General features: G+C 53.5%; 25 protein-coding genes. 22 read left to right on the forward strand and 3 right to left on the reverse strand.

The features are described 5' to 3' along the window. The first annotated feature begins 226 nt into the window (after positions 1-226). The 8 genes from MKX76_RS26850 to MKX76_RS26885 all read left to right on the forward strand — a co-directional run bounded on the left by MKX76_RS26850 (position 227) and on the right by MKX76_RS26885 (position 9,846). Positions 227-1,168, forward strand: a complete 942-nt coding sequence (locus tag MKX76_RS26850) for a sugar-binding transcriptional regulator (protein WP_341034897.1) — start codon at positions 227-229, stop codon at positions 1,166-1,168. Between the two features lie 394 nt (positions 1,169-1,562). Beyond that, entirely contained in the window at positions 1,563-2,228 is a 666-nt protein-coding gene (gene deoC / locus MKX76_RS26855; RefSeq protein ID WP_007131768.1) for a deoxyribose-phosphate aldolase, read from the forward strand. Positions 2,229-2,421: 193 nt separating this feature from the next. Beyond that, on the forward strand, positions 2,422-3,600 hold the full coding sequence (locus MKX76_RS26860) for a NupC/NupG family nucleoside CNT transporter (RefSeq protein WP_028405061.1): 1,179 nt from the start codon (positions 2,422-2,424) through the stop codon (positions 3,598-3,600). A gap of 84 nt (positions 3,601-3,684) precedes the next feature. Next, positions 3,685-4,869: a phosphopentomutase gene (gene deoB / locus MKX76_RS26865; RefSeq protein WP_007131766.1), complete on the forward strand. Its 1,185-nt coding sequence runs from the start codon at positions 3,685-3,687 to the stop codon at positions 4,867-4,869. 19 nt (positions 4,870-4,888) lie between these two features. After that, the gene (gene deoD / locus MKX76_RS26870; RefSeq protein WP_007131765.1) at positions 4,889-5,596 is read left to right on the forward strand and encodes a purine-nucleoside phosphorylase; all 708 of its coding nucleotides are present in this window, start codon (positions 4,889-4,891) and stop codon (positions 5,594-5,596) included. A gap of 202 nt (positions 5,597-5,798) precedes the next feature. Next, on the forward strand, positions 5,799-7,100 hold the full coding sequence (locus MKX76_RS26875) for a pyrimidine-nucleoside phosphorylase (RefSeq protein WP_007131764.1): 1,302 nt from the start codon (positions 5,799-5,801) through the stop codon (positions 7,098-7,100). A gap of 604 nt (positions 7,101-7,704) precedes the next feature. Then, on the forward strand, positions 7,705-8,670 hold the full coding sequence (locus tag MKX76_RS26880; protein WP_028405059.1) for an MraY family glycosyltransferase: 966 nt from the start codon (positions 7,705-7,707) through the stop codon (positions 8,668-8,670). A gap of 306 nt (positions 8,671-8,976) precedes the next feature. Next, a complete protein-coding gene (locus MKX76_RS26885) occupies positions 8,977-9,846 on the forward strand; it encodes an SDR family oxidoreductase (RefSeq protein WP_007131762.1) in 870 nt (289 codons plus the stop codon). Between the two features lie 102 nt (positions 9,847-9,948). On the opposite strand, the gene murQ is transcribed toward MKX76_RS26885, so the two are convergent. Both murQ and MKX76_RS26895 read right to left on the reverse strand, forming a co-directional pair. Beyond that, positions 9,949-10,866: an N-acetylmuramic acid 6-phosphate etherase gene (gene murQ / locus MKX76_RS26890; protein WP_007131761.1), complete on the reverse strand. Its 918-nt coding sequence runs from the start codon at positions 10,864-10,866 to the stop codon at positions 9,949-9,951. 236 nt (positions 10,867-11,102) lie between these two features. Further along, entirely contained in the window at positions 11,103-12,047 is a 945-nt protein-coding gene (locus tag MKX76_RS26895; RefSeq protein ID WP_340898982.1) for a BadF/BadG/BcrA/BcrD ATPase family protein, read from the reverse strand. A gap of 225 nt (positions 12,048-12,272) precedes the next feature. Between MKX76_RS26895 and MKX76_RS26900 the strand changes: the two genes are divergently transcribed. The 14 genes from MKX76_RS26900 to MKX76_RS26965 all read left to right on the forward strand — a co-directional run bounded on the left by MKX76_RS26900 (position 12,273) and on the right by MKX76_RS26965 (position 25,894). Further along, entirely contained in the window at positions 12,273-13,109 is an 837-nt protein-coding gene (locus tag MKX76_RS26900) for a MurR/RpiR family transcriptional regulator (RefSeq protein ID WP_007131758.1), read from the forward strand. Positions 13,110-13,157: 48 nt separating this feature from the next. Then, on the forward strand, positions 13,158-14,555 hold the full coding sequence (locus MKX76_RS26905) for an ABC transporter substrate-binding protein (protein ID WP_007131757.1): 1,398 nt from the start codon (positions 13,158-13,160) through the stop codon (positions 14,553-14,555). 177 nt (positions 14,556-14,732) lie between these two features. Further along, entirely contained in the window at positions 14,733-15,650 is a 918-nt protein-coding gene (locus MKX76_RS26910; protein ID WP_007131756.1) for a carbohydrate ABC transporter permease, read from the forward strand. A gap of 33 nt (positions 15,651-15,683) precedes the next feature. Beyond that, a complete protein-coding gene (locus MKX76_RS26915; protein ID WP_007131755.1) occupies positions 15,684-16,517 on the forward strand; it encodes a carbohydrate ABC transporter permease in 834 nt (277 codons plus the stop codon). Positions 16,518-16,531: 14 nt separating this feature from the next. Next, positions 16,532-17,638, forward strand: coding sequence for an ABC transporter ATP-binding protein (locus MKX76_RS26920; protein WP_007131754.1), 1,107 nt, complete (start codon positions 16,532-16,534; stop codon positions 17,636-17,638). Positions 17,639-17,665: 27 nt separating this feature from the next. After that, positions 17,666-18,361: a hypothetical protein gene (locus MKX76_RS26925; RefSeq protein ID WP_341034898.1), complete on the forward strand. Its 696-nt coding sequence runs from the start codon at positions 17,666-17,668 to the stop codon at positions 18,359-18,361. Further along, complete coding sequence (locus MKX76_RS26930) at positions 18,358-19,527, forward strand: DUF1343 domain-containing protein (RefSeq protein WP_341034899.1); 1,170 nt, start codon at positions 18,358-18,360, stop codon at positions 19,525-19,527. The genes MKX76_RS26925 and MKX76_RS26930 overlap by 4 nt, the downstream gene beginning before the upstream one ends. A 3-nt stretch (positions 19,528-19,530) precedes the next feature. Continuing rightward, positions 19,531-20,721, forward strand: coding sequence for an anhydro-N-acetylmuramic acid kinase (locus MKX76_RS26935; protein ID WP_341034900.1), 1,191 nt, complete (start codon positions 19,531-19,533; stop codon positions 20,719-20,721). 445 nt (positions 20,722-21,166) lie between these two features. Continuing rightward, positions 21,167-21,733: a class I SAM-dependent methyltransferase gene (locus tag MKX76_RS26940; protein WP_341034901.1), complete on the forward strand. Its 567-nt coding sequence runs from the start codon at positions 21,167-21,169 to the stop codon at positions 21,731-21,733. Positions 21,734-21,819: 86 nt separating this feature from the next. Continuing rightward, positions 21,820-21,978, forward strand: a complete 159-nt coding sequence (locus MKX76_RS26945) for a hypothetical protein (protein ID WP_341034902.1) — start codon at positions 21,820-21,822, stop codon at positions 21,976-21,978. A 204-nt stretch (positions 21,979-22,182) separates the two neighbouring features. Next, positions 22,183-22,404 (forward strand): hypothetical protein, encoded by a 222-nt coding sequence (locus MKX76_RS26950; RefSeq protein ID WP_341034903.1) that lies wholly within the window; start codon positions 22,183-22,185, stop codon positions 22,402-22,404. Between the two features lie 629 nt (positions 22,405-23,033). Beyond that, positions 23,034-23,780: a type I methionyl aminopeptidase gene (gene map / locus MKX76_RS26955; RefSeq protein WP_007131748.1), complete on the forward strand. Its 747-nt coding sequence runs from the start codon at positions 23,034-23,036 to the stop codon at positions 23,778-23,780. A gap of 376 nt (positions 23,781-24,156) precedes the next feature. Then, on the forward strand, positions 24,157-24,969 hold the full coding sequence (gene pdxK / locus MKX76_RS26960) for a pyridoxine/pyridoxal/pyridoxamine kinase (RefSeq protein WP_007131747.1): 813 nt from the start codon (positions 24,157-24,159) through the stop codon (positions 24,967-24,969). A gap of 274 nt (positions 24,970-25,243) precedes the next feature. After that, a complete protein-coding gene (locus MKX76_RS26965) occupies positions 25,244-25,894 on the forward strand; it encodes a YqaA family protein (RefSeq protein ID WP_007131746.1) in 651 nt (216 codons plus the stop codon). A gap of 121 nt (positions 25,895-26,015) precedes the next feature. Here MKX76_RS26965 and MKX76_RS26970 read toward each other — a convergent pair whose 3' ends face one another. Continuing rightward, positions 26,016-26,627, reverse strand: coding sequence for a hypothetical protein (locus tag MKX76_RS26970; protein ID WP_028405053.1), 612 nt, complete (start codon positions 26,625-26,627; stop codon positions 26,016-26,018). Positions 26,628-26,996 lie beyond the last annotated feature (369 nt).

A 26,996-nucleotide genomic window follows, 5' to 3' on the forward strand; every position in this document is an offset into this window, starting at 1 on the left:
ATATGCAGAGGCACCTGCTAGGGCGCGTTATTTCTCGGGCATCCCGGTGAATAAGGCCCCCGCCAGGTGCTTTATTCTTGTCTGCAATAGGGGCGATTGATGGAACTATCCGGATTTACGTCATTAATCATTCATGCACTTAAGATAAACCGATATCGATATTTGCTCCGGAACGCTGTATAATGTACGAAAATTCGTAAACGACACGAGCAAAGTGGGTTGGAGCATGGAACAGGACAAGCAGCGCCTCAGCATCGAGGCGGCAAGATTATATTATTTATCGGATTACAGCCAGCAGGACATTGCGGCAAGATTGGGCGTCTCCCGTCCGACGGTCTCCAGGCTGCTTCAGCATGCCAAGGAGCAGGGATATGTGCAGATATCGATCGTGGATCCGCAGGAGGATCTGGATTCGCTGGGCGAACGCGTCAAGAAGCGGTACAAGCTGGATCAGGTGCTGGTGAGCTATTCGCCGATCAATGAATATCGGGAGATTCAGAAGCATATCAGCAGGAAAGCCGCCGACTATTTGCATGAAATCGTGAAGGACTCGGACATTATCGGCGTGACCTGGGGAACGACGATGCACGCGGTCGCGCTTCAGCTGCGGGACAAGCCGGTCCGCGGTGTCGAGGTGGTGCAGCTGAAGGGCGGCGTGAGCCATTCGCAGGTCAATACGTATGCCGCCGAGACGGTTCATCTGTTTGCTGAGGCGTATCATACGCTGGCCCGGTATTTACCGCTTCCGGTCATTTTCGACAGCGTGGAGCTGAAGGAAATGGTGGAGAGGGACCGTCATATTCAGCGTATCATTCAGCTTGGCAAACAGGCGAATATCGCGATCTTTACGGTCGGCACCGTCCATGAGGATGCGCTTCTCTTCCGGCTCGGCTATCTTAGCGAAGAGGAGCAGCAGCTGCTTGCGCGCGTCGGCGCCGGGGATATCTGCTCCCGCTTCTTTGATGCGAAGGGCCGGATATGCAGCGAAGAGATCAACAACCGGACGGTGGGGATCGATCTGGAGGCTCTTCGGGACAAGGAGAGATCCATCCTTGTCGCCGGCGGAAGGAAGAAGCTGGCCGCGATTCGGGCGGCGCTGGTCGGAGGCTACGCGAACACGCTCGTTACGGATCAATTTACGGCGCAGGCGCTGCTCGGAACGGATTGAACGATAGGGAAGCTCGTTAAATGAATAGCTCGTAAAGAAAACCTTATGAACGGGGAAGAAGGCTTATGCGGCTAAGCTCCGGTTCATAAGGTTTTTTGCTGCGTCTGGCGCCTTCCATTTGATCAAGCGGGTGGTTAGTCTGATTATGTTTACCCGAACAGGGTATAGAGCATAATAAGCAGACTCCTGTGTAAGAAAATTCCTGAATGGAATGATCATCGAGTGGCGAACAATGATAAAGATCATTGCCATAAATCGGCATGAACATAATTTCATAAGGTGTTTTACATATGTTCAGAGCTGTGATATGATGGTTCCCGTTGATAGGTTTTTGATAGAATGATAGCGCTTTACAGAGGGTTGAAAATGATGACGAAAAGGAGTGTTTTCAGCAATGAATATTGCAGGAATGATTGATCATACGCTGCTCAAGGCGGACGCAACCGAGACAGAGATTCGGAGAATAACGGAAGAGGCCAAGAAGTATGAATTTGCTTCGGTATGCGTCAACCCCGGCTGGGTTAAATTTTGCGCCGAGCAGCTGGCAGGAACGAAGGTAAAGGTATGCACCGTCATCGGATTCCCGCTGGGTGCGACAACTTCGGCCGTCAAGGCTTTTGAAACGAAGGATGCGATTGCCAACGGAGCCACTGAAGTGGACATGGTAATTAACATCGGCGCGCTGAAGGACGGCAATAACGAATTGGTGCAGAGCGACATTCAATCCGTGGTGGATGCGGCGGCAGGCAAGGCGCTGGTCAAGGTCATTATCGAGACAAGCCTGCTCACGGATGAAGAAAAGGTGCGGGCATGCGAGCTGGCGGTTAAAGCCGGCGCGGATTATGTGAAGACCTCGACCGGCTTCTCGACTGGCGGCGCGACACCGGAGGACGTGGCTCTGATGCGGAAAACGGTAGGCGAGAGCACAGGCGTCAAAGCTTCCGGCGGCGTTCGCAGCAGAGAAGACATGGAGCGAATGATTGAAGCGGGCGCAACGCGCATCGGCGCGAGCTCGGGCGTTAAAATTATGGAGGGCGGACAATCGACGTCATCCTATTAGAGGTTGTTCAAAAAGTCTTTAGATCACGAAATGAATCAAGAAGTAACTCGGTATCGAATCTTGAACTCTGCCGGACCTTCCGCTGAAAACTCGACTTATTGAACACGTTCTATTAAGGATCAGCTGCTAGAATTGGTGTTTCAGGCAATCTGTAATGTTCTACAAAAAAATCACCTATGGGGGAACAACGACGATGAAATATTTAATCGCCATATTGGGCTTGCTGGTCGTTTTCGGTCTGGCGTTCATCATAAGCAACGATAAGCGGAACATCCGCTATCGTCCGCTGGCCGTCATGATTCTGCTTCAACTGATTCTCGGATTTATTTTGCTGAATACGGGCGTCGGTGAGTATCTTGTTAGAGGGATCGCCAATACCTTCGAGGCGCTGCTTGGATATGCAGGGGAAGGGATTGAATTCGTGTTCGGCGGGATTGCCAATGAAGGTGCCGGACCTTTCTTCCTCAATGTGCTGCTACCGATCGTGTTTATTTCCGCGTTGATTGGTATACTTCAATATATTAAGGTGCTTCCGTTTATCGTACGATATATCGGTTTGATCTTAAGCAAAGTCAACGGTATGGGAAAGCTGGAATCCTATAATGCGGTAGCGTCGGCGATCCTTGGGCAATCCGAGGTGTTTATTTCGGTCAAGAAGCAGATTGCGCGTATTCCGAAGCATCGGATGTATACGCTTTGCGCATCGGCCATGTCCACCGTGTCGATGTCCATCGTCGGTGCATACATGACGATGATCGAGCCGCGCTACGTCGTAACGGCGATTGTGTTGAACCTGTTTGGCGGATTTATTATTGCATCGATCGTCAACCCTTATAAGGTGGATAAAGATGAAGATATCCTGGAAGTTCAGGAGGAAGAGAAGCAGTCCTTCTTCGAAATGCTGGGCGAGTACATCATGGACGGCTTTAAGGTCGCCATCACGGTTGCGGCGATGCTTCTCGGATTCGTTGCGCTCATCGCCATGATTAACGGGATCTTCAACCTCATCTTCGGGATTACGTTCCAGCAGCTGCTTGGATTTATTTTCGCTCCGATCGCCTTCGTTATGGGCGTGCCTTGGACAGAAGCCGTGGATGCGGGCAGCATCATGGCTACCAAGCTGGTATCCAACGAATTTGTGGCGATGCTTGATCTGGGCAACTTTACGAACCTGTCCGAGCGTACAATCGGTATCGTATCGGTATTCCTCGTTTCCTTCGCGAACTTCTCCTCGATCGGCATTATTGCCGGAGCCGTCAAGGGCTTGAACGAGAAGCAGGGAAATGTGGTTGCGCGCTTCGGCTTGAAGCTGCTGTATGGTGCGACCTTGGTCAGCGTGCTCTCCGCTACCATTGCGGGCCTGTTCCTGTAGGACCGTCACAAACAAAACCATGGGAAGCACCGTAACCGTATGACTTTTGATGGAACATCAATTATGTTAAGGGGGAGCTTGGATATGGAACGTTTCAAACGAATTCACTTGATCGTGCTTGACTCCGTCGGGATCGGCGAAGCGCCGGATGCGGCCGACTTCGATGATGTCGGTTCCGATACGCTTGGTCATATCGCCCGGGAGTGCAAAGGACTGAACATGCCGAATATGGCTTCGCTCGGCCTGTCCAACATTCGTGAGATCGAAGGCATTCCCGCAGCCGATCAGCCGCGGGCATTTTATACCAAGATGCAGGAGGCTTCAAACGGCAAGGATACGATGACCGGCCACTGGGAGATCATGGGCCTGTACATCGATACCCCGTTCCGCGTGTTCCCGGAAGGGTTTCCGGATGAGCTCATTCAGCGCATTGAGCAGAAAACCGGCCGCAAAGTGATCGGCAACAAACCGGCCAGCGGCACCGAAATCATTGCCGAGCTCGGCGAAGAGCATGTCAAGACCGGTGCTTTGATCATTTACACCTCCGCGGATTCCGTGCTCCAAATCGCCGCTCACGAGGACGTCGTTCCGCTTAAAGAGCTGTATGAAATCTGCGAATTTTGCCGCGAGATCACGCTGGAGGATCCTTATATGCTGGGCCGCATTATCGCCCGTCCGTTCGTCGGAGAGGCTGGCAGCTTCAAGCGCACCGCCAATCGTCATGACTATGCCCTTAAGCCGTTCGGCAGAACGACGATGAACGAGCTGAAGGATGCGGGCTTCGATGTGATCGCCCTCGGCAAAATCTCGGATATTTATGATGGCGAAGGCATCACCAAGGCCGTGCGGACGGTGTCCAATATGGACGGAATGGATAAAATGATCCAAACCATGGACGAGGAGTTTACCGGCCTCAGCTTCCTCAATCTGGTCGATTTCGATGCGGTGTACGGTCACCGCCGCGACCCGAAAGGTTACGGCCAGGCTCTGGAGGATTATGACAAGCGGCTTCCTGAAGTGTTCGATAAGATGACGGAGGAGGATCTGCTGATCATTACGGCCGATCACGGCAACGACCCGACCTATAAGGGAACGGACCACACGCGCGAATACGTGCCGCTTCTCGTATATTCGCCGCGCTTTGAACGGGGCGGGGAGCTGCCGCTTCGCCGTACCTTTGCCGATATCGGGGCTACCGTAGCGGACAACTTCGGCGTGAAGCTTCCGGACCACGGCACCAGCTTTTTGAACGAACTGCAAACCAATTGAATGAGTGGAGGAATGGGACATGAGTACACATATTGGAGCGAAACCGGGCGAGATTGCGGAATCCATCCTGCTGCCGGGGGACCCGCTGCGGGCTAAATACATCGCCGACACGTACCTGGAAGATGTGATCTGCTACAACGAAGTACGGGGGATGCTCGGATTTACGGGCACTTATAAAGGCAAACGCGTATCGGTCCAAGGCACCGGCATGGGTGTGCCGTCCATTGCGATTTACGTGAACGAGCTGATCCGGGAGTACGGCGTCAAAAACCTGTTTCGGGTCGGTACTTGCGGCGCAATGCAGGAGCATGTCCACGTCCGCGACGTCATTCTCGCCCAGGCGGCGTGCTCGGATTCCGGCATGAACCGCCACCACTTTAACGGCTACGATTATTCGCCGATTGCCAGCTTCCCGCTGCTGCTCGGAGCGTATGAGCGCGGAAAGGAAAAAGGGCTCAATATGCATGTCGGCAATATTTTTACATCGGATGTGTTCTACCGCGAGGACAAATCGGTCGTTGAGAAGCTGATGCAGCATGGCGTGCTTGGCGTGGAGATGGAGACGACGGCGCTCTACACGATTGCCGCAAGATACGGCGTCAATGCCTTGACGATTCTGACGGTAAGCGACCATCTGCTGACTGGGGAAGAGACGTCCTCCGAGGAGCGCCAAACGACGTTTAACGACATGATGGAAGTCGCGCTGGATACGGCGATATCCTTATAAATAAGGCCCGAGGCAAGGGGAAGACAGCTTTAAAGCCAAGGGCGCGCCGTAACGAGGCTGCAGCACGATGATCGCCGCGGATGCCCGGACGGCGCGCCTACGGTTTGGAACGGCACGGTATGCTGGTTTCGCTGCAATGCATACAGCGAGGCTGACGGATGAAGGAGTTACGATCATCGCATAAGAGTGAGGAGAATGTACGATGAGAATGGTTGATTTGATTGCGAAGAAACGCGACGGCAAGGAACTGACAACTGAAGAGATCAATTTCTTTATCGAAGGATACACGAAGGGAGATATTCCCGATTACCAGGTCAGCGCCATGAATATGGCGATTTATTTCCAAGACATGTCGGACCGGGAACGGGCCGATTTGACGATGGCGATGGTGAACTCCGGAGAAACGATTGATCTGTCCGCAATTGAGGGAATCAAGGTCGACAAGCACTCCACCGGAGGGGTCGGCGATACGACGACGCTTGTCCTGGCACCGCTCGTGGCCGCACTCGATATCCCCGTGGCGAAGATGTCCGGGCGCGGGCTCGGCCATACCGGAGGCACGATTGACAAGCTGGAGTCGATTCCGGGCTTCCATGTGGAGATCAGCAAGGAAGAGTTTGTGAACCTGGTCAATCAGCATAAAATCGCGGTCATCGGGCAGACGGGGAACCTCACTCCGGCCGACAAGAAGCTGTATGCCCTTCGGGATGTCACGGCTACCGTCAATTCCATCCCGCTGATTGCAAGCTCGATCATGAGCAAGAAAATCGCTGCCGGCTCCGACGCCATCGTGCTGGACGTCAAGACCGGCGCGGGCGCCTTCATGAAAACGGTGGAGGATGCGAAGGAGCTTGCGCATGCCATGGTGAGCATCGGCAACAATGTCGGCCGCAAGACGATGGCGGTCATCTCGGACATGAGCCAGCCGCTGGGCGTTGCCATCGGCAATTCGCTGGAGGTGCAGGAGGCGATCTTGGCCCTTCGCGGCGAAGGTCCGAAGGATCTGGAGGAGCTGTGCCTTGCATTAGGCCGACAGATGGTCTATCTCGCCCGTAAGGCGGAGTCGCTGGAAGAGGCGGAGGAGATGCTGAGAGAGGTCATCCGCAACGGCAAAGCACTGGAGAAGTTCAAGGAATTCATCCAGAACCAGGGCGGTGACCCGTCCGTGGTGGATGATCCGGACCGGCTGCCGAAGGCGAAGTATCTGATCGAGCTTCCGGCTCAGCGGGACGGCGTCGTGGCCGAGCTCGTCGCGGACGAAATCGGCACGGCGGCAATGTGGCTCGGCGCCGGACGCGCGACGAAGGAATCCGAGATCGATCTGGCTGTCGGCCTGATGCTTAACAAGAAGGTCGGCGATACGGTCAAGAAGGGCGAATCGCTCGTGACGATCCACGCGAACCGCGAAGACGTGGAAGACGTGAAGCAGAAGCTGTATGAGAGCATCCGGATTGACGATCATGCCGATGCACCGGTTCTGGTGTACGACATTGTAACGGAATAATCGGGATTTCTCGAGCCGTTCGGGTGCACTGCGCTTGGTAACGACAGCCATTCGGTGATGCCGGGCTAGCGATTACCTTCATTTAACGGAAGAACAAGCAAGCTTATGCCTGTCCCTTGATGCGCAAGAGAAGGGGCGGGCTTTTTGTGCATGAAAAAAGGGTCATATTTCAGCTGATACCCCTCATAGAATGATAATGGGGAAAGGTAAAGCAACGCTTATGGGAGAGGCAGATCGCCGGTCAAGAGCCAACCTTGGATGAGGGAGGCTTGTGCCATGACCATTGATCAGTTGATTGCTTTGCTTGGACTTATCATTATGATCATCGGGCTTGCGGTGAATAAGAAACAATCTTAGTCCGCCGGTCCGAAGGAGCTGTCGCCAGGCAGAGAGTTGCTGTGCTGGCGGCGGCTTTTTTTTCATGTCCCTGTGTCTTGGCACGGAGGAATAACTGCGGCTGGGAAGGGAACCCTACCACAGAAATGAAAAAATTCATTGCATTTTCTTAAGAGAATCTTATGTCGATAGGTTGATAGAGTTGGACGAAAGTCATATACTGAGGTTGCAATGTTCTCCATCATTCATCATTTATTGGGAGGAAATCATGCTATATCTAACAGCGTTTGTCATATCGATGGTGCTGGTTCTCGTGCTGATTCCGCCGTTTCGGAAGCTGGCGATCAAAATTGACTTTGTGGACAAGCCAAGACCTGACTCCGAGCGGAAAATTCACCGCGAACCGATTCCGCTGACTGCGGGAATCGCCATTTTCATCGGATTTTTCATTACGTATTTTGCACTGACCGGTACGATCTCCAGGGAAGCGGTGGGGATTTTTATCGGGAGCGTCCTGATTCTCGGCATCGGGCTTGTCGATGACTGGTACAAATCGCAGGGGAAAGAGCTCGCCTCCCTGCCGAAGCTGATCGTTCAAATCTCCGCCGCCGTCATTGTATACAGCTACGGCATCCAATTCGAGGGCTTCAACAACCCGTTCACCGGCCATTACATCAACCTGCCGGAATGGCTGCAGCTGATTTTGACCATTTTCTGGATTTTCGGCGTTACGACGGTTATTAATTTCTCGGACGGCATTGACGGTCTAGCCGGCGGGCTGTCCGCCATTTCGGGCGGAACGCTGTTTGTTGTCGCCATGACGATGGGGCAGAGCGAATCCGCTTTGCTGGCTGTAATTCTGGTGGGCGCCGCGCTCGGATACCTGCGCTATAACAAGCCGCCAGCCCGGGTGTTTATGGGGGATGCGGGCGCTACCTTCCTCGGATTCATCCTCGGCATTATCGCCTTGGACGGGGCATTCAAGGGAGCGACGCTGGCTTCGTTGTTCATCCCGATCTTTGCCCTGGGCGTGCCGATCATCGATAACGTGATCGTCGTTATTCGCAGAATGCTGCAGTCGAAGCCGATCTACCAGGCGGATGCCTCGCAGGCGCACTATCGCCTGCTCGCAACCGGGCTTAACCAGAAGCAGACGCTGGTTTTCCTCTGCCTTCTGAATCTGTGCTTCGGCCTTACGGCGATCATCCTGGCTTTGAATGAAGCCGGTGCCTAGGCGCATAACAGCGACCAAGCATAAGAGCAGCGAATAGGTCATATAACATTCCAAGAATCTCGTCTCCAAAGCTGGCGGCGGGATTTTTTTAGATATCCGAAGGTATAAGCATCGTCGGATCTGCAGCCTGATATAGCAGGAACTACCGTTAAACGCGGTCTGCCTTCTTTGAGAGCGCGTCGATAGACGTTTTTCTCGCTATCAAAGATACGAAGCCAATACGCCCGTCAGAAGCAGATAGCATTGAACGGTACGAAACTAACCTGCTGTCGGATCAGGCCTATTGAACGAAGGAGGGGAACAAGGATGAGCGATATGTCAGGGAAAATAGCGATCATTACGGGGGCCAACTCGGGTATGGGGCTCGCATCCACGATTGCGCTTGCCCGTATGGGGGCGCATGTGATTATGGCTTGCCGAAGTCAGGCGAGAGGGGAGGCGGCGCTTGAGCAGGCGAAACAGGCATGTAACGGATGCGGTGACATCCGTCTGATGCAGCTTGATTTGGGTTCATTCTCAAGCATCCGGCAGTTCGCATCCGAGTACCAAGCACAGTATGACCGCCTTGACGTCCTGCTGAACAATGCGGGCGTCGTCACGATCAAACGGGAGACGACGGCCGACGGATATGAAGCGATGCTTGGGGTCAACCATCTGGGCCATTTTCTGCTCACGAACCTGCTTCTCGGTCCGTTGAAACAGGCGCAGCAGGGGAGGATCGTCAACGTATCCTCCGGCGCGCACAAAATCGGAAGAATTCATTGGGAGGATCCGAATCTGTCCAAAGGCTTTCATGTAGCGAAGGGGTATGCCCAGTCCAAGCTGGCTAATATCCTGTTTACGAAAGAGCTGGCGCGCCGCCTGTCCGGGACGGGGGTGACGGCCAATGCGCTTCATCCTGGCGCGGTCAGCACGAGCATCGGCGTAAACAGGGAGACGGGGTTCGGCAAGGCGGTGCATCGGGTGCTCCGGCCGTTCTTCCTTACGCCGGATGAAGGCGCCAAAACCGCAGTATATTTGGCTTCGGCTCCGGAGGTGGAGCAGGTGACGGGCGAATATTTCGTCAAGTGCAAGCCGGTTCGAACGACAGAGAAGGCCGGCGATCCGCAGCTTGCGGCTAGGCTGTGGGAATGGAGCGAGCGTCAGACGGGATTGACGGGACGGGATTCAATCTAAGACGAATAAACGGGGATCCTCAGATCATCATTGATCTGCAGGATCCCCGTTTATCGTTATAGTGGAATAGCTGACGGCTTAGGGCGATGCCCTGACCGGTTGTCAAGAGCCCTTGTGGGCTTTCAGATTGATGGCGCTGCGCACAAAACCGTTCGTGCCCTCGAGCAGCCTTGCTGCCTCTTCGGCATTCACGTTGGCCAGCAGCATGACGATGGCGGTTTTGACATGCGCTCCAGCCTCGAAGTAAGCCTTCTCTACGTCCTCGTCGGATGCGCCGGTAGCTAGCGTGATTATGCGCTTGGCGCGGTGTACAAGCTTGTTGTTGGATGGATTGAGATCGACCATCAGGTTTTTGTACACTTTGCCGATCCGGATCATGGCTGTTGTTGTCAGCATGTTGAGTATCAGCTTTTGCGAAGTGCCGGCTTTCATTCGAGTAGAGCCCATAATCACTTCCGGCCCGACGACGGCTTCAATCACGAAATCGGCATCCTGATGCATCGGCGAGTTATAGTTGTTGCACAGGCCGATCACGACCGCCCCGAGCTTCTTGGCACGCCGCATAGCCCCGAGCACATAGGGAGTGCGGCCGCTGGCAGCGATGCCGATCACGACGTCTTTTTCATTAATGCCGTGCTCATTCATGTCCTGCTCGCCGAGCTCTTCGCTGTCCTCCGCTCCTTCGATCGCTTCCTTCACCGCTCGGAAACCTCCGGCGATAAGACCTTGCACCATCGACGGATCCGTCCCATAGGTTGGCGGGCACTCGGATGCGTCAAGAATACCGATCCGTCCGCTCGTTCCTGCACCGACGTAGAATAAACGGCCGCCGTTCTGAAAGGCTTCTACGATAAGATCAGCCGCCTTGGCGATGGTAGGGATCAGCTCCCGAATCGTGTCGGTGATCAGGCTGTCCTCATTATTAATCAGGGTCATAATTTCCTCTGAGCTCAACTGATCAATGTTCTGCGTATGTTCATGAGGCTGTTCGGTTGTCAATTGACTGAGAATGTTCGTCATGAGAGGTCTCCTTTTTGAAGAATTAAGAAAGCGTGCCGTGTGCGAACTGCTGTATCCGGGCATTTACCGTTTGCCGAACGAATAAACGTCGGGCAGAACCTTATGTAGGTGGTACAGCTGATCAGCGGAGTGGCAAGGGCAGCGGAGCTGCGCCGCCACTTCCTGTGCCACGTACTTTCTTAAGTCTAGAAATATGGACGGGGCCTGATAACGGTTACAACAATTCGCCTGGATCATTAGGCTCCGTCCTGGAATAGCCGGTATGCCAGCATGGCGGCACCGTGAGCCGGTGCTCGGTCGTGCGTTGCTTCCGGGAATTGCAGCCGCGGGTAGCGTTCCCGTATCGCCGTTCGATAAGCTTCCCGGAATACGCGTGAATGCTTGAAGATCGAACCGATGCACACCACATCACTTGCCACGAATTCATGGTGCTGCATGATGAGCGCGGAAGTCGTATCCGCGAGCTCGGCGGCCTGCGAGCGGAGAATGCCAAGAGCGGCGTGGTCCCCGGCTTCCGCAGCTTCAATACAGCAGCGGGCGAAGGAAGCGATGCTCTGCTTCGTTATGGCAGGCTGGTATATATATGATTTAAGATCGGCGATATGGCCCAGCGGATAAGCCTTCAGAATCAAGCTGCTCATCCGAGTTGGCGGCAGAATACGCTCATGGCTTTTAATAACCGACTTCAAAGTCTGAAGCCCGATCTGATACCCGCTGCCCTCATCGCCGAGAATATGCCCCCAGCCGCCGACACGGTGGATGCTCCCGGATTTCGTAATCCCGTAAGTATTGGAGCCGGTTCCTGAAATGATCAGGATTCCGTATTGGCGCTCCAGTACAGCCATTAACGAAATCTCGGCTTCGGAACGCATGTAAATACGCGGAGAGAGCTGCCGTTCCAGGAAATGCGATTCTAGAAACTGGTGAACCCGCTGCCGTTCCTCGTCCGAGCTTATACCTGACATACCAAGGCATATTGCCGAACATGAAGCTGACGAAAGGTTGAGCGGCTTCATGAGGCCCTCGATCACCGTTTGAAGCTCTTTCATCGCCCCGTCAAAGGTAACGATATAAGGATTAGTGGAACCTCCAGTGAAACGGGAAAGAACTTGGCCGCTGGCGTTGATGGCTGTTGCATCAGTCTTTGTGCCACCGCCGTCGACTCCGATGAAAATTTCCATTTTGAACCACTTCGCTTTCTATATTCAGTATAGGAGAAAAAAGAGAGGTTGTAAAACAAAATTTTAAATTATGAATTAAGTATTGAAATATTATTTCACACAATTTATAATGAACTCAATCCGCTGATATTGAAAGCGATACCAGTCATGCTTTCGATCAAATCATGTCATTAAACGTTACATATCTTGTAGATCAGAGGATGAATCGTAAAAGGGGGGCAAAGGATGAACGGCGGATTGGTTCGATTGCGTGAGGTCTTTGAAACATTAAATCCGTCCGAGCGCAAAGTTGCAGCCTTCATTTTGCAGGAGCCGGCAGAGATGATACAGATGTCGGTCGCGGATCTGGCGGTTCGAAGCGGTTCAAGCCAAGCCGCGATTGTAAGGCTGTGCAAAACGATGGGCTTCAAAGGCTATCAGGATCTGAAGCTGAAGGTAGCTGGCGATTTGCAGGAGCCATTAGCCACCGGGTATCAGGATATTCGGCCCAATGACAGCATTTCTGCAATCATACAGAACGTCTCGAACAATAACATTCAATCGATTCGGGATACGATGAAGATTATGGAGGAAGGGAAGGTGGAAGAGGCCGTATCGGCCCTTGATCAGGCGAAGCGCATATTTATGTTTGGCGTAGGTGCTTCCAATCTGATCGGGATGGATGCCCAGCAGAAATTTTTGCGAATCAACAAGGTATGCATTTCGTTCCCGGATCCCCACGTTCAGCTGACATCGGCCGTAATGCTTACGCCCGAGGATGCAGCGGTATGCATATCTTACTCCGGTGAAACGAAAGAAGTGATCCGGGCAGCGAGCATCGCTAAGGAGAACGGATGCAGAACGATCGGCATTACCAAGTACGGGGATTCGACGTTAAGCCGATCGGTGGATATTCCGCTATATACCTCTTCAACGGAGAACGAAATTCGCAGCGGCGCAATGTCCTCTCGTATTACACAGCTTAATCTTATCGATATTTTATATCTTGGTGTCGCCAGCCGGAACTACGAGAGTTCGGTGAAGTATCTGGATCAGAGCCGGCAGGCCATCAAGCGGTTGTAGTTTTTCCGGCTTAACCACAAATATATTTTATGATAAGGGGAGTAGTACATGAAGAAGAAACGTTGGCTCACATTGTTGGCTTCATTAATGCTGGTCTTCACGGCAGCATGCGGAGGAGGGGGAGGAGGGACCAAGACGTCGGACGGCGGAACCTCCACCACGCCGGAAGGTAACGGAGAGGCCGCGCCGAAGCCTGATACGGTCGTCGTCTGGACTTATCCCGTTCACGGCAAATATGAAGAAGAATTGAAACAGCATGTGGCGGACCTGAAGGAGAAGTACCCTCACATTACGGTACAGACCGAAGTGCTGTCCTGGGCGGAGGGTCCGAAGAAATTCGACGTTGCCTTGAACGCCGGAAATCCGCCTGATTTGTACTTCCATGCGGTTGACGGAGCCTACGTGGACACCGGGCTCGCGCTGGAGCTTACCCCTTACATGACCGACGAGATTAAGAACGACTACCTGCCGGGTACATTGGAGCTCGGACAGATCCAAGGCAAGCAGTACGGCCTTCCGCTTTACCAGTCCCTCTGGGCATGGGGCGGCAACAAGAAGATCCTTGAGGAGGCCGGGATCGACTGGCAGTCCATTCAGGAAAACGGCTGGACCTGGAGCGAATTCAAGGAAGCTGCCGGCAAGCTGACAACCAAGCTGCCGAACGGGAATACACGCTATGCATTGGTTACGGATGGAACATCCCTGGACTTCATCGAAATGCTGACCCGCAGCAACGGCATGCCTGACGTTCTGAACGATAAGGGCGAGTTCCAATGGAATGACGAGCGCATTCTGGATACAATGACCTTCGTTTCCGACCTGCTGAAAGCCGGCCATATGCCTGCGGAAACCGCGGCAATTACGCCTGCTAAGCGGATGGACCTGTTCTATGCCGAAGAAGCGGCGATCGTATCCAAGGCGATTCCTTACTATGACGTTATGCTGCAAAACCGCGCGAAGGATATCGACAGCGGCACGGTTCAAGGCGAGAAGATCGAATTCGTTCTGCTGCCGGTGCCTCACAATGACGGTGCAGAGCGCAAGACGTCCATGTTTGGCGAAGGCTATGTAGCTTTCAGACAGAAGAAGGATAAAGGCGAAGAGCACGCGAAGAATACGTTCCTGATCATGGAAGGACTCAGCGGCGCTAAGGCCGGTAATTCTGCCAACGAGCTGGTGCTGCCGTTCGTTCGTAAATCCCAGGCTGAGTATTTCGAGGGTAAAGGGCTGGGCTCCGAGTCGACGATCAAAGCTGCTGAAATCTTTGCGAACTTTAGAGACAATCCGGTAACCTTGAGCCTGAATGCGGAAGATTCCGCGAACCAGAAGAAATTCAAGGAGCAGGTCGTTAAGCCGAACATTCAAGCGCTGTTCTCTGGCGAGAAGACGCCGGAGCAAATCGCACAAGACTTCATTGACAAAGGCAAACAAATTTTAGGACAGTAATTTCAAGTAACCAGGGGGTGTCCCGTTGTCCTTATCAGGAGCGCGGCCACTCCCTTTTTAACCGCGATTGTAACCTTAGGTTCATATCCGGCGCTTTCCGGTAACCGGATGATACAAGCGGTGCCCCAAGTATTGCCAAGTCAAAAATGTTCACCTGTGCGGAAGGAGGAAATTACCATGCAGACGGCCCCGGCTCAGTCTCGGCCGCCGCGGACCCCGATGAAGGGGTATATGCGCGAGTACGGTTGGGCGTACTTATTCATCCTGGCCCCGGTTTTACTGTTTTTAATATTCACGCTGTATCCGGTCGCTTCCGCGTTTTTGATGAGCTTCCAGCAGTACAGCGTCATGGGCTCCGAATGGATCGGAACCGATAACTACACCCGAATGGTAAAGGACGAGGTGTTCTGGAAATCGATGTGGAATACGGTGCTGTTCACCGTTGGTACGGTACCGGTCAACATTATCATCACGTATGCCTTATCCTTTTTTATTTTCCAAATGAAGGATAAGTGGCAGACGTTCTTTAAAGCGACCATGTATCTTCCTGCCGTCGCTTCCGGCGTGACGATCTCCGTCGTGTGGCTGGCGATTTTCGATCCGACCCATGCCGGCCTGCTGAACCGCTTCATCGGCTTGTTCGGATTCGATCCTGTGATCTGGCTGGGAAAATCGGATACGGCGCTGTTCTCGCTCATTCTGATGAACTGGCTCGGCTCTCATGGCGCAGGCATTATCCTGTACCTTGCCGCCATGGGCGGCATTCCGAAATCGCTGTATGAAGCGGCGGATATCGACCATGCCAGCGGCTGGTCCAAATTCTGGCGCATCACCTGGCCGCTCATGAAGCCGACGACATTATATCTGCTCGTGACGGGCGTGATTACGTCCTTCCAGGTATTTATCTCGGTATATCTCATGACTCAGGGCGGACCGAACTTTGCAACGACGACGATTGCCTACTTGATCTACAACACGGCATTCAACTTCTACGAATTCGGGCTGGCATCCGCGCAATCCTTCGTTCTGGCGGCGCTCATCATCGTCATTTCGGTTATCCAGTTCAAGTATTTCTCATCCGACGTCGAATACTAACGACTTCGCTTATGCTAAAGAGGGGGTGCACCCATGAAATCAAGATCGAGAGTGATTTTGCTCGTCTCAGCCTCGGTCATCCTGGTCGTATGGAGCATTCTGACCATCATTCCGCTGTACTGGATGCTCATCGGATCGGTCCAGGACACCAAGTCGGCTGCTTCGTTTATTCCGCAAATGATTCCAGACGTGCTGTCCGTGGCCCCGTACGAACGTTTCTTCAGCAAAACAAACGTCATGAGATGGCTGTTCAACTCGCTGCTCATCTCCTCCATACTGACGGTGACGAACGTGTTCCTTGCATCGCTCGCAGGTTATGCGTTCGCGAAGCTGAAGTTTCCGGGGAATAAGGCGGTCTTCTGGATTTTGCTCAGCACCATGATGATTCCGGCTCAGGTTACACTCATTCCGCTCTATATTTTGATGATTGACGTATTTGATCTCGGGAATACATATACGGCGATTCTTCTGCCGAGTATCGTGAGCGTAGGAAACATCTTCTTGATGAAGCAGTACATGTCATCGCTGCCGACCTCGCTTATTCACGCCGCGCGCATCGACGCCTGCGGAGAGTTCGGGATCTTCTGGAAGGTCATTCTGCCGATGGCAAAGCCCGGTCTCGCCGTTCTGGCGATCTTCACATTCGTGGCATCCTGGAACGATTTCTTCTGGCCTTTCCTCGTGACCAACACGACGGAAATGAGAACCATTCAGGTAGGTCTGGCTTCCTTCGTTTACGCGGACACCACGGATTTCGGCGCACTCATGGCTGGAGCAACCGTCGCGGCCTTGCCGATGATGATACTGTTCTTCTCGCTTCAGCGCTATTTCCTGCAAGGCATCACCATTGGAGCCGTTAAAGGCTAGAAGGAGGCAACGTTATGGCACGCGTAGAATTTCGGAACATCCGAAAAGAATTTGTAGACGATAACAAAGGAACCTTCACCGCGGTTGCGGGATCGAACTTTGTCATTGAAGATAAAGAATTCGTTGTATTCGTCGGCCCTTCCGGCTGCGGGAAAACGACCTCGCTGCGCATGATCGCGGGCTTGGAGCGGCAAACGTCCGGCGATATCATCATCGGTGATCGGGTCGTGAACAATTTGCATCCGAAGGATCGCGACATTGCGATGGTATTCCAGGATTATGCGCTGTATCCGCATATGACCATCCGCGAGAATCTGTCGTTCGGCTTGAGGAATTTGAAGAAGCCTAAAGCCTATATCGAGCAAAAGGTTGCCCAGGCCGCTTCGATTCTCGGACTCGAATCGATGATCGACCGCAAGCCGCGCGAGCTGTCCGGCGGACAGCGGCAGCGCGTGGCCGTGGGCCGGGCGATCGTCCGCGATCCGCAGGTGTTCCTGTTCGATGAGCCGCTGTCGAACCTCGACGCCAAGCTTCGCGTGCAGATGCGGGTCGAGCTGTCAGAGCTGCACAAGCGGCTTGAAGCGACGATCGTTTACGTCACGCACGATCAGGTAGAGGCCATGACGCTCGGGGAGCGCATCGTCGTCATGAACAACGGGATCATCCAGCAGATCGCCTCGCCGACGGAGCTGTACGCGAATCCGCAGAACATGTTCGTTGCGGGCTTTATCGGCTCCCCGCCGATGAACTTCATCGATGTGACGAAGGAAGGGAATGTGCTCCGAATGGAGGGCGGCTCGTTTACCATTCCTGACGCGATGGCGCGCGGCTTAAGCAAGTATGAGAACAAGCCACTGATTCTCGGCGTTCGGCCGGAGCATATATCCGGCGAGGATTTGCCGGGAACGCCGAATCACGAGTACACGTATGCCGGAAAGATACAGGTCGTCGAGCATCTCGGCTCGGAGAATCTGGTATACTTCCGGATCGGCAACCGGACCGTAACGGCGAAGGTGCATCCGGAGACGACGGGTTACCCGGGCATGGACAAAACGTTTATTTTTAATTTCGACAAGGTGCATTTCTTCGATCCGGAGACGGAACAGCGTATCGATTGGTAAACAATCTGGAGGAGGAGAGGGAAGCTTATGCGCAAGCTGAATGATGTGTTAAAGAAGACGGGAGTTGAGGTATACCGCGAGATTACGAGCGTGGCACTGTACAGCATGATCACCTCGCTGGTGCTTGCGGCGGTCGTCATATTCGCTCCGGTGCTTGCGGCGCTGCTGCTGCTTCCGGTGCTGTATATGCCGCTGTTTTTCGGAGTCTGCTATGCCTACCACCGGAAGACGGAAAGAGGCAAGCCGGTGCTGAAGGATGTGTTCGAGGGGGCCGTCAAGGGGGTTCTGCCTGCCGTTGTCATGGGCTTCTTCTTCGTGGTGATGATCCTCATCCTATGGTCCACCTGGTGGTATTACGGAGGCAAAGACGGTATCGGTTACCTAGCGATCGGGGTTTTTCAGACATACTTCGTCATTATGGCCGTGGTCTCCCAATTCTACACGCTTCAGCTTGTCATTCAGGAAAACATGGGGATCTTCAAAGCGATGGCGCACAGCGTGAAGCTGTTTCTGCGTTATCCGGCTTATACGCTTGGGGCTTGCTTTCAGGCTTTATGCGTGGCCGTTCCGCTTCTACTCACCGTGGTTGGGTTCGGCTTTCTGTTCAACGGCATGTGGGCGATATTCCAGCATAAGGCAGCTTATAATGTCTTGAATCCCGAGGAGGCGAAGCCTGCGGCTGACGGCGCCCTGTCCTCGGAGCCAGGAGGTGTCAGCATATGAGATGTTTAACCGGAATCGACAGGCTGGCGGGGTTGAAGCATAACAGCATCATCGGCCGCCGGCTTGGCGTGATTACGAATCCGACGGGGCTCACGTCGGATTTTCGTTCTTCGATTGAGGTCATTGCCGGTTTGCCGGAATCTGAATTGACTGCTTTATTCGCCTGCGAGCATGGGCTCCGCGGAGAGCTGCAGGCCGGCAAGCATGTTGACGATGAAGTCGATCCCATCTTCGGCGTACCGGTATACAGCTTGTATGGCGCAACGCGCAAGCCCGATGCGGCGATGCTGGAGAAGATCGATACCCTCATCTTCGATATTCAGGATCTTGGCGTGCGGTTCTACACGTACATGACGACCTTGTTGTACGCTATGGAGGCCTGCGCGGAGCACGGGAAGAGCCTGATCGTTCTGGACCGTCCGAATCCGCTCGGCGGCAATCGTGTGGAAGGCGGCCTTCTTGAGCCGGGGTATGAATCGATGGTGGGCGGGTGGCAGATCCCGATCAGCACCGGGATGACGATCGGCGAATATGCCCGGATGGCGAATGATCTGAGGGGCACGTGCTGCGACCTGGAAGTCATCGGGCTGGAAGGCTGGAGCCGGGCGATGGACTATGCGGATACAGGTCTTCCGTGGATGCTCCCGTCCCCGAACATTCCGACTTTAGATACCGTCCGTTTGTACAGTGGAACCTGCTTCTTCGAAGGAACGAATCTGTCGGAGGGCAGAGGCACGACGCGGCCGTTTGAATGGATCGGCGCGCCTTGGATCGACGGGGAGGCGCTGGCCAAGGCGTTTAACGCCCACCAGCTGCCCGGCATTCATGCCCATTCCGTATACATGACACCGACGTTCTCGAAGCATCAAGGCGTGAGCTGCGGAGGCGTCATGCTGTTCGTGACGGACAGCGCGAAGCTGGAGGCGGTCCGTGCAGGCCTTGTGCTGCTGCACCTGGTCAGCCGGATGTATCCGGATTCGTTCCAATGGCTGACGCCGCCCAAGGGGCGAAACCGTTATTTCATTGATCTGCTTATGGGCAGCGATGATGTGCGGAAGCATATTCATGAGGAAGAAGGGCTTCGGCGCATCACGGAGCAGTGGGAGAGCGATGCGGATCGGTGGAGAACGATGAGAGCCCCTTATCTTCTGTACGGGGAGGCATAATCCATGATACTCGCACCTAGGAAGCAGGGGGAGCCGACTGTGGTCGTCGGCCTGATGTCCGGCACATCCCTTGACGGGATCGATGCGGCCATCGTCCGGATTCACGGCAGCGGCCTTACGGCTTCCGCCGAGCTGCTTCATTATTATAGCCGCTCTTATGAGCCGGAGTTTCGCCGGCGGCTGCAGGAGCTGTGCGGCACCGAGCACTCCAGCAGCGCTGCGGTTTGCAGTATGAACGCCTACCTCGGATATCGGTTCGGAGAAGCCGTGCTGGAGGCGATAGCGGATGCCGGGATGCGGATCGAGGATGTCGACCTCGTCAGCTCGCACGGGCAGACGATCTGGCATCTTCCCGTGGCGGAGCCGGATGATCCGTATTCAACGCCGTCCACGCTGCAGATCGGCGATATCTCGGTCATCGCGAAGCATACGGGCCTACCGGTTGTCGGCGATTTCCGCCCGGCGGACATGGCGGTTGGGGGCCAGGGCGCGCCTTTCGCTCCGTACGGCGATTTGATCCTGTTCCGGCATCACGAACGGGGCAGGCTGCTTCAGAACGTCGGCGGCATCGGCAACTGTACGGCGCTTCCTGCGGGAGCGGGCCCGTCCGAAGTTCTGGCGTTTGATACAGGGCCGGGGAATATGGTGATCGACGCGGTTGTCCACGCGCTTACCGGTGGGCGCCTCTCCTATGACGAGGGCGGAAAGTGGGCAGCTCAGGGGAAGCCGGATCAAGCTCTTTTGGATGAGATGATGTCCCATGCCTATTTCCGGACGCCGCCGCCCAAATCAACGGGCAGGGAGCTCTTCGGCCAGCCGTATGCGGCTTCTTTTCTTAAGGCAGCGAGCGCGCGAGGTCTTTCGGATGAAGATATCGTGGCGACGGCCACGGCCTTCACGGCGGCTTCCATTGCGGACAGTTATGAACGGTATGTATTTCCGCGAGTTCCCATCGCAGAGGTGATTGTCACGGGCGGGGGAGCGCATAACCGGACGCTGCTTCATATGCTGAAAGAACGGCTGCCAGGACAAAAGGTAATGACCTCCGCCGAGCTCGGATGGAATGACGATGCGAAGGAAGCTGTCATTTTTGCTCTGTTAGGCAATGACTTCGTGCACGGCGTGCCTAACAACCTGCCGGCAGCAACGGGAGCGCTTCGCCCGACCGTGATGGGGAAGCTTGCGCTGCCGTAGAAGGAAGGCTGGGTTAATAGCCGCAGCGTTTTGTTTTAGCATCCTGCGAGGGATGCTTTTTTTTGGGGGAAACGGGATGTTTCCTGTCAAATTGCTAGTCTATCGGGTTCATCAGTCATCTAAGGCATGTCTTGACCTCGGCTCACCGAAGCGCACCCGTGTACCGCTCTCCGCGCACCATGCATCGCCTACCGCGCACCACACACCGCTCTCCGCGCACCATGCATCGCCTACCGCGCACCACACACCATGCACCACACATCATGCACCACACATCATGCACCATACACCATACACCATACACCATACCCGTACACCTTGCATCCTAAGGAGATCTGCATCCGGTTGTCCCAATAGAGGTTATCCTTCAACTTCTCAATGCGGTATGATGGGTTAGGAAGAGACAAAATACAGATCGATGATGGAAACGAAAGGAGAAACGAAGATGAAGGAGAGCTTTGATCCAACCCTTATTGATCGGTTGGAAAGTCCGGAACGTAAGCGGGAGCTTCCGGCAGCCGTGCTGCTGGAGAAGCTCCAGGTGAACGGTGAGGTTGATTTGCTTGATATTGGGGCGGGAACCGGCTATTTTTCCATACCGGCTGCAAGCATGACTGCTGGAACCGTATTTGCCGTAGACTTGGAGCCGGCGATGCTGGAATTCATGGAGAAGCGGGCAGCAGAAGAGGGATTGACCAATGTGCGAGTAGTGAAGGGACAGGTGGAGCAGCTGCCTTTCGAGGATGAGGCGGTCGACCGGATCATCGCGTCCCTGATCCTGCACATTACGGACGAGCTGGAGGCTTCCGTTCGCGAAATCGCAAGGGTTCTCAGGCCGGGTGGGCGCTGCTTATGCCTGGAATGGCAGGAGGATCCGATGGAGCAGCGAGTTCCCCGTCCGAACCGTGTCGATCCCCAAGTGATGCAGAACCTGCTTGAGCAGGCGGGGTTGCGGGTGGAAGGACTCGAGTATCCGACAGAGCGCCACTATCTGATTTTGGCAAGAAAATAACATCGTCTGCCAGGAATTCGTGAAAGTGCAGGGAAAGCTTGGAACATACTGGATGTTTAAGCCGTCTATATCGAGGTATCTCGTTGATGGCAAAATCCAAGCCCGTGGTCCTGTTAAGCATTTTGCTGCTGCTGATAAGTATGTATGCCGTGAACCTTCCTAAGGCTTCCGCCTGCTCCTGTGCCGAGCCGCCTACGATTGCCGAAAGCCTGGAGCTTAAGACGGCGATTTTTGCAGGCAAGTGACGAGCATTTCGACCGCCGCCTTTTCGGCTTTTTTCATCCGGCGCGGATCCGGGTACGGTAACGCTCGAGGTTTCGAAGGTATGGAAGGGAGAGCTGGGCAAGAAAACGACGATTTCCACCGCAATGTCTACTGAGAGCTGCGGCTATGACCGATTTTCGGTCGGCGATGAATATCTGATATTTGCGTATAGGGAGTCCGGGAATTTGGAAACCGGAATATGTGAAGGGACCAAGCTCCTATCCCCGGCTGCCAATGGACTAAAAGAGCTTGGCAGCGGCTACCCGCCCGTAGACGGCCAGTCCCTCGGTGATTCCGCCTCTTCACACAGGAGCACGCTCGTTCAGGGGAGTATAGCCGTATTGGTGCTGATCCTGGTTCTGGGCATTTATTTTTACCAAAAGAAGAGGAAGCGACATCTAAATTGAGACAATTGGGTTGTAGAAGGCTATGAGGGTGCTTGGCATCACATCGGGGCGATCAACCGACCAGCATTGCTTTCGGTTAAGTTCACTCGAAAATTCGAAGATACATAATGCACTTCCCAGCATCCGCAAGGGCTTCGATTTCTGTAACCTGAGCCGGTGGCTTGCTTTTGGGCATAATACCTTTATCGCTGTTTTTTGGGCGTAAAGGTTTTTTCTTTTTATTGTCGTACGAAAAGGTGCCCGAACTTCAACCGCATCCAGGATCCGCTCTCCCACACCATCATCCGGCCGTTCCAAACCCTGCCTTTTGGGGAAAGCTATTCTCCATGATTGCAGGTCACTAAGTGACGATCCAAGCAGAGAATGATCAAATCATGCCTGGAAGATACCGGTTATACAAAAGGATTGAGGTTTCTGCTCCGCAAGGAGTAGAATAAAGATAGGTAAGGGATGATCGCATTTGTAGAATCATGCATCAGCGAATCATGATCCGAAGGAAAGACGGATACACTTTACGAGAATCAGCCTTATTGGTTGGGGGGAGCATGGATTTTCTGACCCCGGCCAGTTAAGGCTTTTTACTATGTAACGGCTGAAGCCATACACACACAGCATAAGGAGTGGATCGATTGATTATTCTGAAGACACCGGAACAGATTGAGAAGATGAAAAAAGCGGGAGAGATTCTGGCCGATTGCCACCGGCATATCGCAACCATGATCAAGCCCGGTGTGACAACGCTGGAGATTGATCAATTCGTAGAGGGGTTCCTTGCCGAGCGCGGCGCGCATCCGGAGCAGAAGGGGTATCACGGGTATCCGTTTGCCACCTGCGCCTCCGTCAATGACGTTATCTGTCATGGGTTCCCGAGCAATGAGCCTCTTAAAGACGGGGATATCGTCACCATTGACATGGTGGTGAAGCTCGACGGATGGCTGGCGGATTCCGCCTGGTCCTATCCGGTCGGGAATATTTCGGAGGAGGCGCAGCATCTTTTGGATGTGACCAAAAAATCGCTGTATCTCGGAATCGAGCAGGCGGTCGTGGGCAATCGGATCGGCGATATCTCGCATGCCATCCAGTCCTATGCCGAATCCGAGAACCTGTCGGTGGTACGGCATTTCGTAGGGCATGCTATCGGCGAGAACATGCATGAGGAGCCGCAGGTGCCGCATTACGGACCTCCGCATCGCGGAACGCGATTGAAGGAAGGCATGGTCATCACCATCGAACCGATGCTGAACATCGGGACGTACAAGTGCAAGATCGACGCCGACGGCTGGACCGCCAGAACGATGGACGGCAAGTGGTCTGCGCAATATGAGCATACGCTGGCGATTACCAAGGACGGCCCTGTTATTCTTACGGAGCAATAAGCGGAGGCACCTGGGAGCGTAAAGCGCCAACTCGAAGCACGGAACTTGCTCCAACGAACAGCTGCCTAACAGCAGGGGCTATGCTCAGCCCCGGATACCTGCAACCAAGCGCCACCCCCAAAGGGCATCAACGGAGCAGGCGGAATCCCTCAGAAGAAGCGAAGCGTGCCCCTTTATTCCCGGATTTCGACCTCGGTTAGTCAGTTCAAGGAAATCCGGGAATAAGAGGGATCGTAGGAGGGATCCGCATGCGGAGTGCTTGCAGGGTTATCCACGAGCATAGGCCGCTGCATCAGCGCGTTCGCCAAGGATAGACGGAAATCGCAGTTTTTTTTATAATAGAGTAACCATTTCACTAGCGAAGGGAACATGAACCATGACGATACGTAAAGCATTAACGGTAGCTGGCTCGGATACAAGCGGCGGAGCGGGTATCCAAGCGGACCTCAAGACGTTTCAGGAATTTGACGTGTACGGCATGACGGCGCTGACGACGATCGTCTGCATGGAGCCGGCAACCTGGGATCACCAGGTCTTTCCGGTTGAGCTTGGCATCGTGGAGACCCAGTTGAAGACCGTGCTCGAGGGCATCGGCATCGACGCGATGAAGACGGGCATGCTCGGTTCGGTTGATATTATCGAGCTGGTCGCCAAGTATATTGACAAGCATGATCTGAAGCGCATCGTGATCGATCCGGTAATGGTGTGCAAGGGCACGGATGAAGTGCTGCAGCCGGAGAATACGGAGGCCATGCTGGAGTTCCTGCTGCCGCGTGCGGATGTCGTAACCCCGAATTTGTTCGAGGCTTCCCAGCTTGCCAAATCCGGACCGATTACGACCTTGGAGCAAATGCAGGAAGCGGCGGCGATCATTCATGGCCGCGGCGCGAAGCATGTCCTGATTAAGGACCGCGGCAAAATCCGCGAAGGCAAAGCCATGGACCTGCTCTATGACGGAAAGACCTTCGAATGGTTTGAAGCCGATGCGATTCTGACCCAGTATACGCACGGTGCCGGCTGCACCTCATCGGCCTCCATCACGGCAGGGCTCGCTAAAGGCCTCACGGTCCGTGAAGCTGTGCAGCAGGCCAAAGCGTTCATTACCCAAGCGATAAGCAACGGCTTCCCGCTTAATCAATTTGTCGGACCGACCCGGCATTCCGCGCATCGCAGCACAGCAGCGAATTAAAGAAAACACAAATTTCTGCAAGCTTATGCATTTTGGATTCGGCCAGCGGCCGCAGGCTGCAAGAGCATTTTCTTAAACCTTTCTTCCCCGGAAGAAAGGTTTTTTTGTTGTTATATGACTTCGATGCATATACTGGATAGGAGCAAAGGCTTGCACCATTTTCACTCGCGCCGTGCAAAAGTATACAGCAGCCTGGGTCCTTTCCCATATCATTATGTGCTATAATTTATTCAGATCTAAAGAGAAGCAGGAAAAAATGTATAGGGGTTGAGACATGTTTCAGGACATTTTGGAATTTTTAAGGAGTTTTGGTCCTTTAGGGTTGTTTATTCATTCATTTGCGGATGCCGTGATTTTTCCGATTCCCGCCTTTTTTCTACAGGTTTCCTTGAGTATTGTTCACCCGAAAGATGCGCTGTGGCTAGCGACTTACGGCTTTATCGGATGTTTGCTGGGAACGCCGCTGGGGTACGCGATTGGAAAGCTGCTTGGGAAGTCGGTATTATATAAAATTTTGAAAAAGCAATGGATCGACGCGGCAACCAATCTGTTTCAGAAAAACGGCGAGGCTGCGATATTAATCGGTTCGTTTACGCCGATCCCGTTTAAGGTATTTACCATTTTGTCCGGATGTCTGAACTTCCCGCTCTGGAGACTGATGGCCTATGCGGCCTTGGGTAGAGCGACCAAATTTTATGTCGTGGGGACTTTGTTCTACCTGTATGGCAATGCAGCCGAAGGAATGGTGAAGGATGTATCCCTGTACATCGCCCTGATCGCGGTTCCTTTAATATTGATTGGCATTTATTTCAAACGAAGACGTAAGCGTAGAAAAATGCAGCAGCAGGCGGAAGCTGTACCTAGTGCCGATCCGGTGGAAAAGCCGGTTCTGGAGCAAGTAACGGATCAATCGCCGTCTGCGTAATGCTTGATCTTACAGATATACAAAGAGCAGCCGGGGTAGAAGCCCGGCTGCTCTTTGTGTCCGTTGCAGAGATCATGAAGCTTTAAGCCAATGGCTGATGACAGCGGGCGAAGCCCACGGTTTAACCGATACGGAAAATTTTGCTGATGCCTTTGGTGGTAACCGGCGTGTAGGTCGGCGGTGAGGACAGAGGGGAAACCGTGTCCATCGTAAGATACCCGTGCAGCGGCCCCCGGTAGACTTCCGTCAGCTGCGGAGAGTTGGAGAAATCCTCAGGCGTCACCAAATGACATGGCTTGTTCACCGGCCGAAGACCGGCCTGTTCGAAGACCTTCGCGACAAAATGGGAGCAGAAATACGCATCGTCGCGGTCGATATGAAGCCGAAATAAAATGCCTAGCAGTCCAAGCAGATTATATTTATACCGATCCTGGTTTCGCATCATTTCTTTAACAAGATTGTACATCCTCTGGTAATCCTCATGACTGACACGACAGCGGTAGACGGCACACGCAGAGGAATAGAAGAAGGGGTCGCGGAGATTTTCACGAACGAGGCCGCCATTGAAGGGGTTGTTCGCTTTCTTCCGCCCGAAGCTGTACACTTCGCGTAATTCGGAGTCAAACGCGATGGATGCATGATTTAGCGGGGCTTTCGTGAAATATTGGATCATTCTGCTAAACCAGGTGCCCGTGCCTGTAAGCACAATCCAAATATCTTGTTCCGTGTACATACTTAAATAACTCCTTTGTTAACGTTCCTAACGAATCACACCAAATGAAGTGACTTGCTTTCTTTCACAATAAACGAAAAGGCAAAGCTGTTCAAGTCAAAAATAACCAATTTCTCTCAATTTCACTAGATTAGCTTTGGAATTGTCACCATTTATAGGAAGCCTGATAACAATATATTCGCTCCATGTCCAAATTATCCTTTTCTTGGGGCAATATAAAATTGTTTAAGGGTGTCATTGCAGCAATTGGCATCGGTACAACGATTAAGTCTTGCTACCGTTCTAGCAATCCACTACATTATAAAAAGGTAAGAAAAACGTCTATCGACGTACATTCAAAGAAGACAGACCGCGTTTAGCGGTAGTTTC

The sequence above is a fragment of the Paenibacillus sp. FSL R5-0810 genome (assembly GCF_038002285.1).
Lineage (GTDB): Bacteria > Bacillota > Bacilli > Paenibacillales > Paenibacillaceae > Paenibacillus_AQ > Paenibacillus_AQ lactis.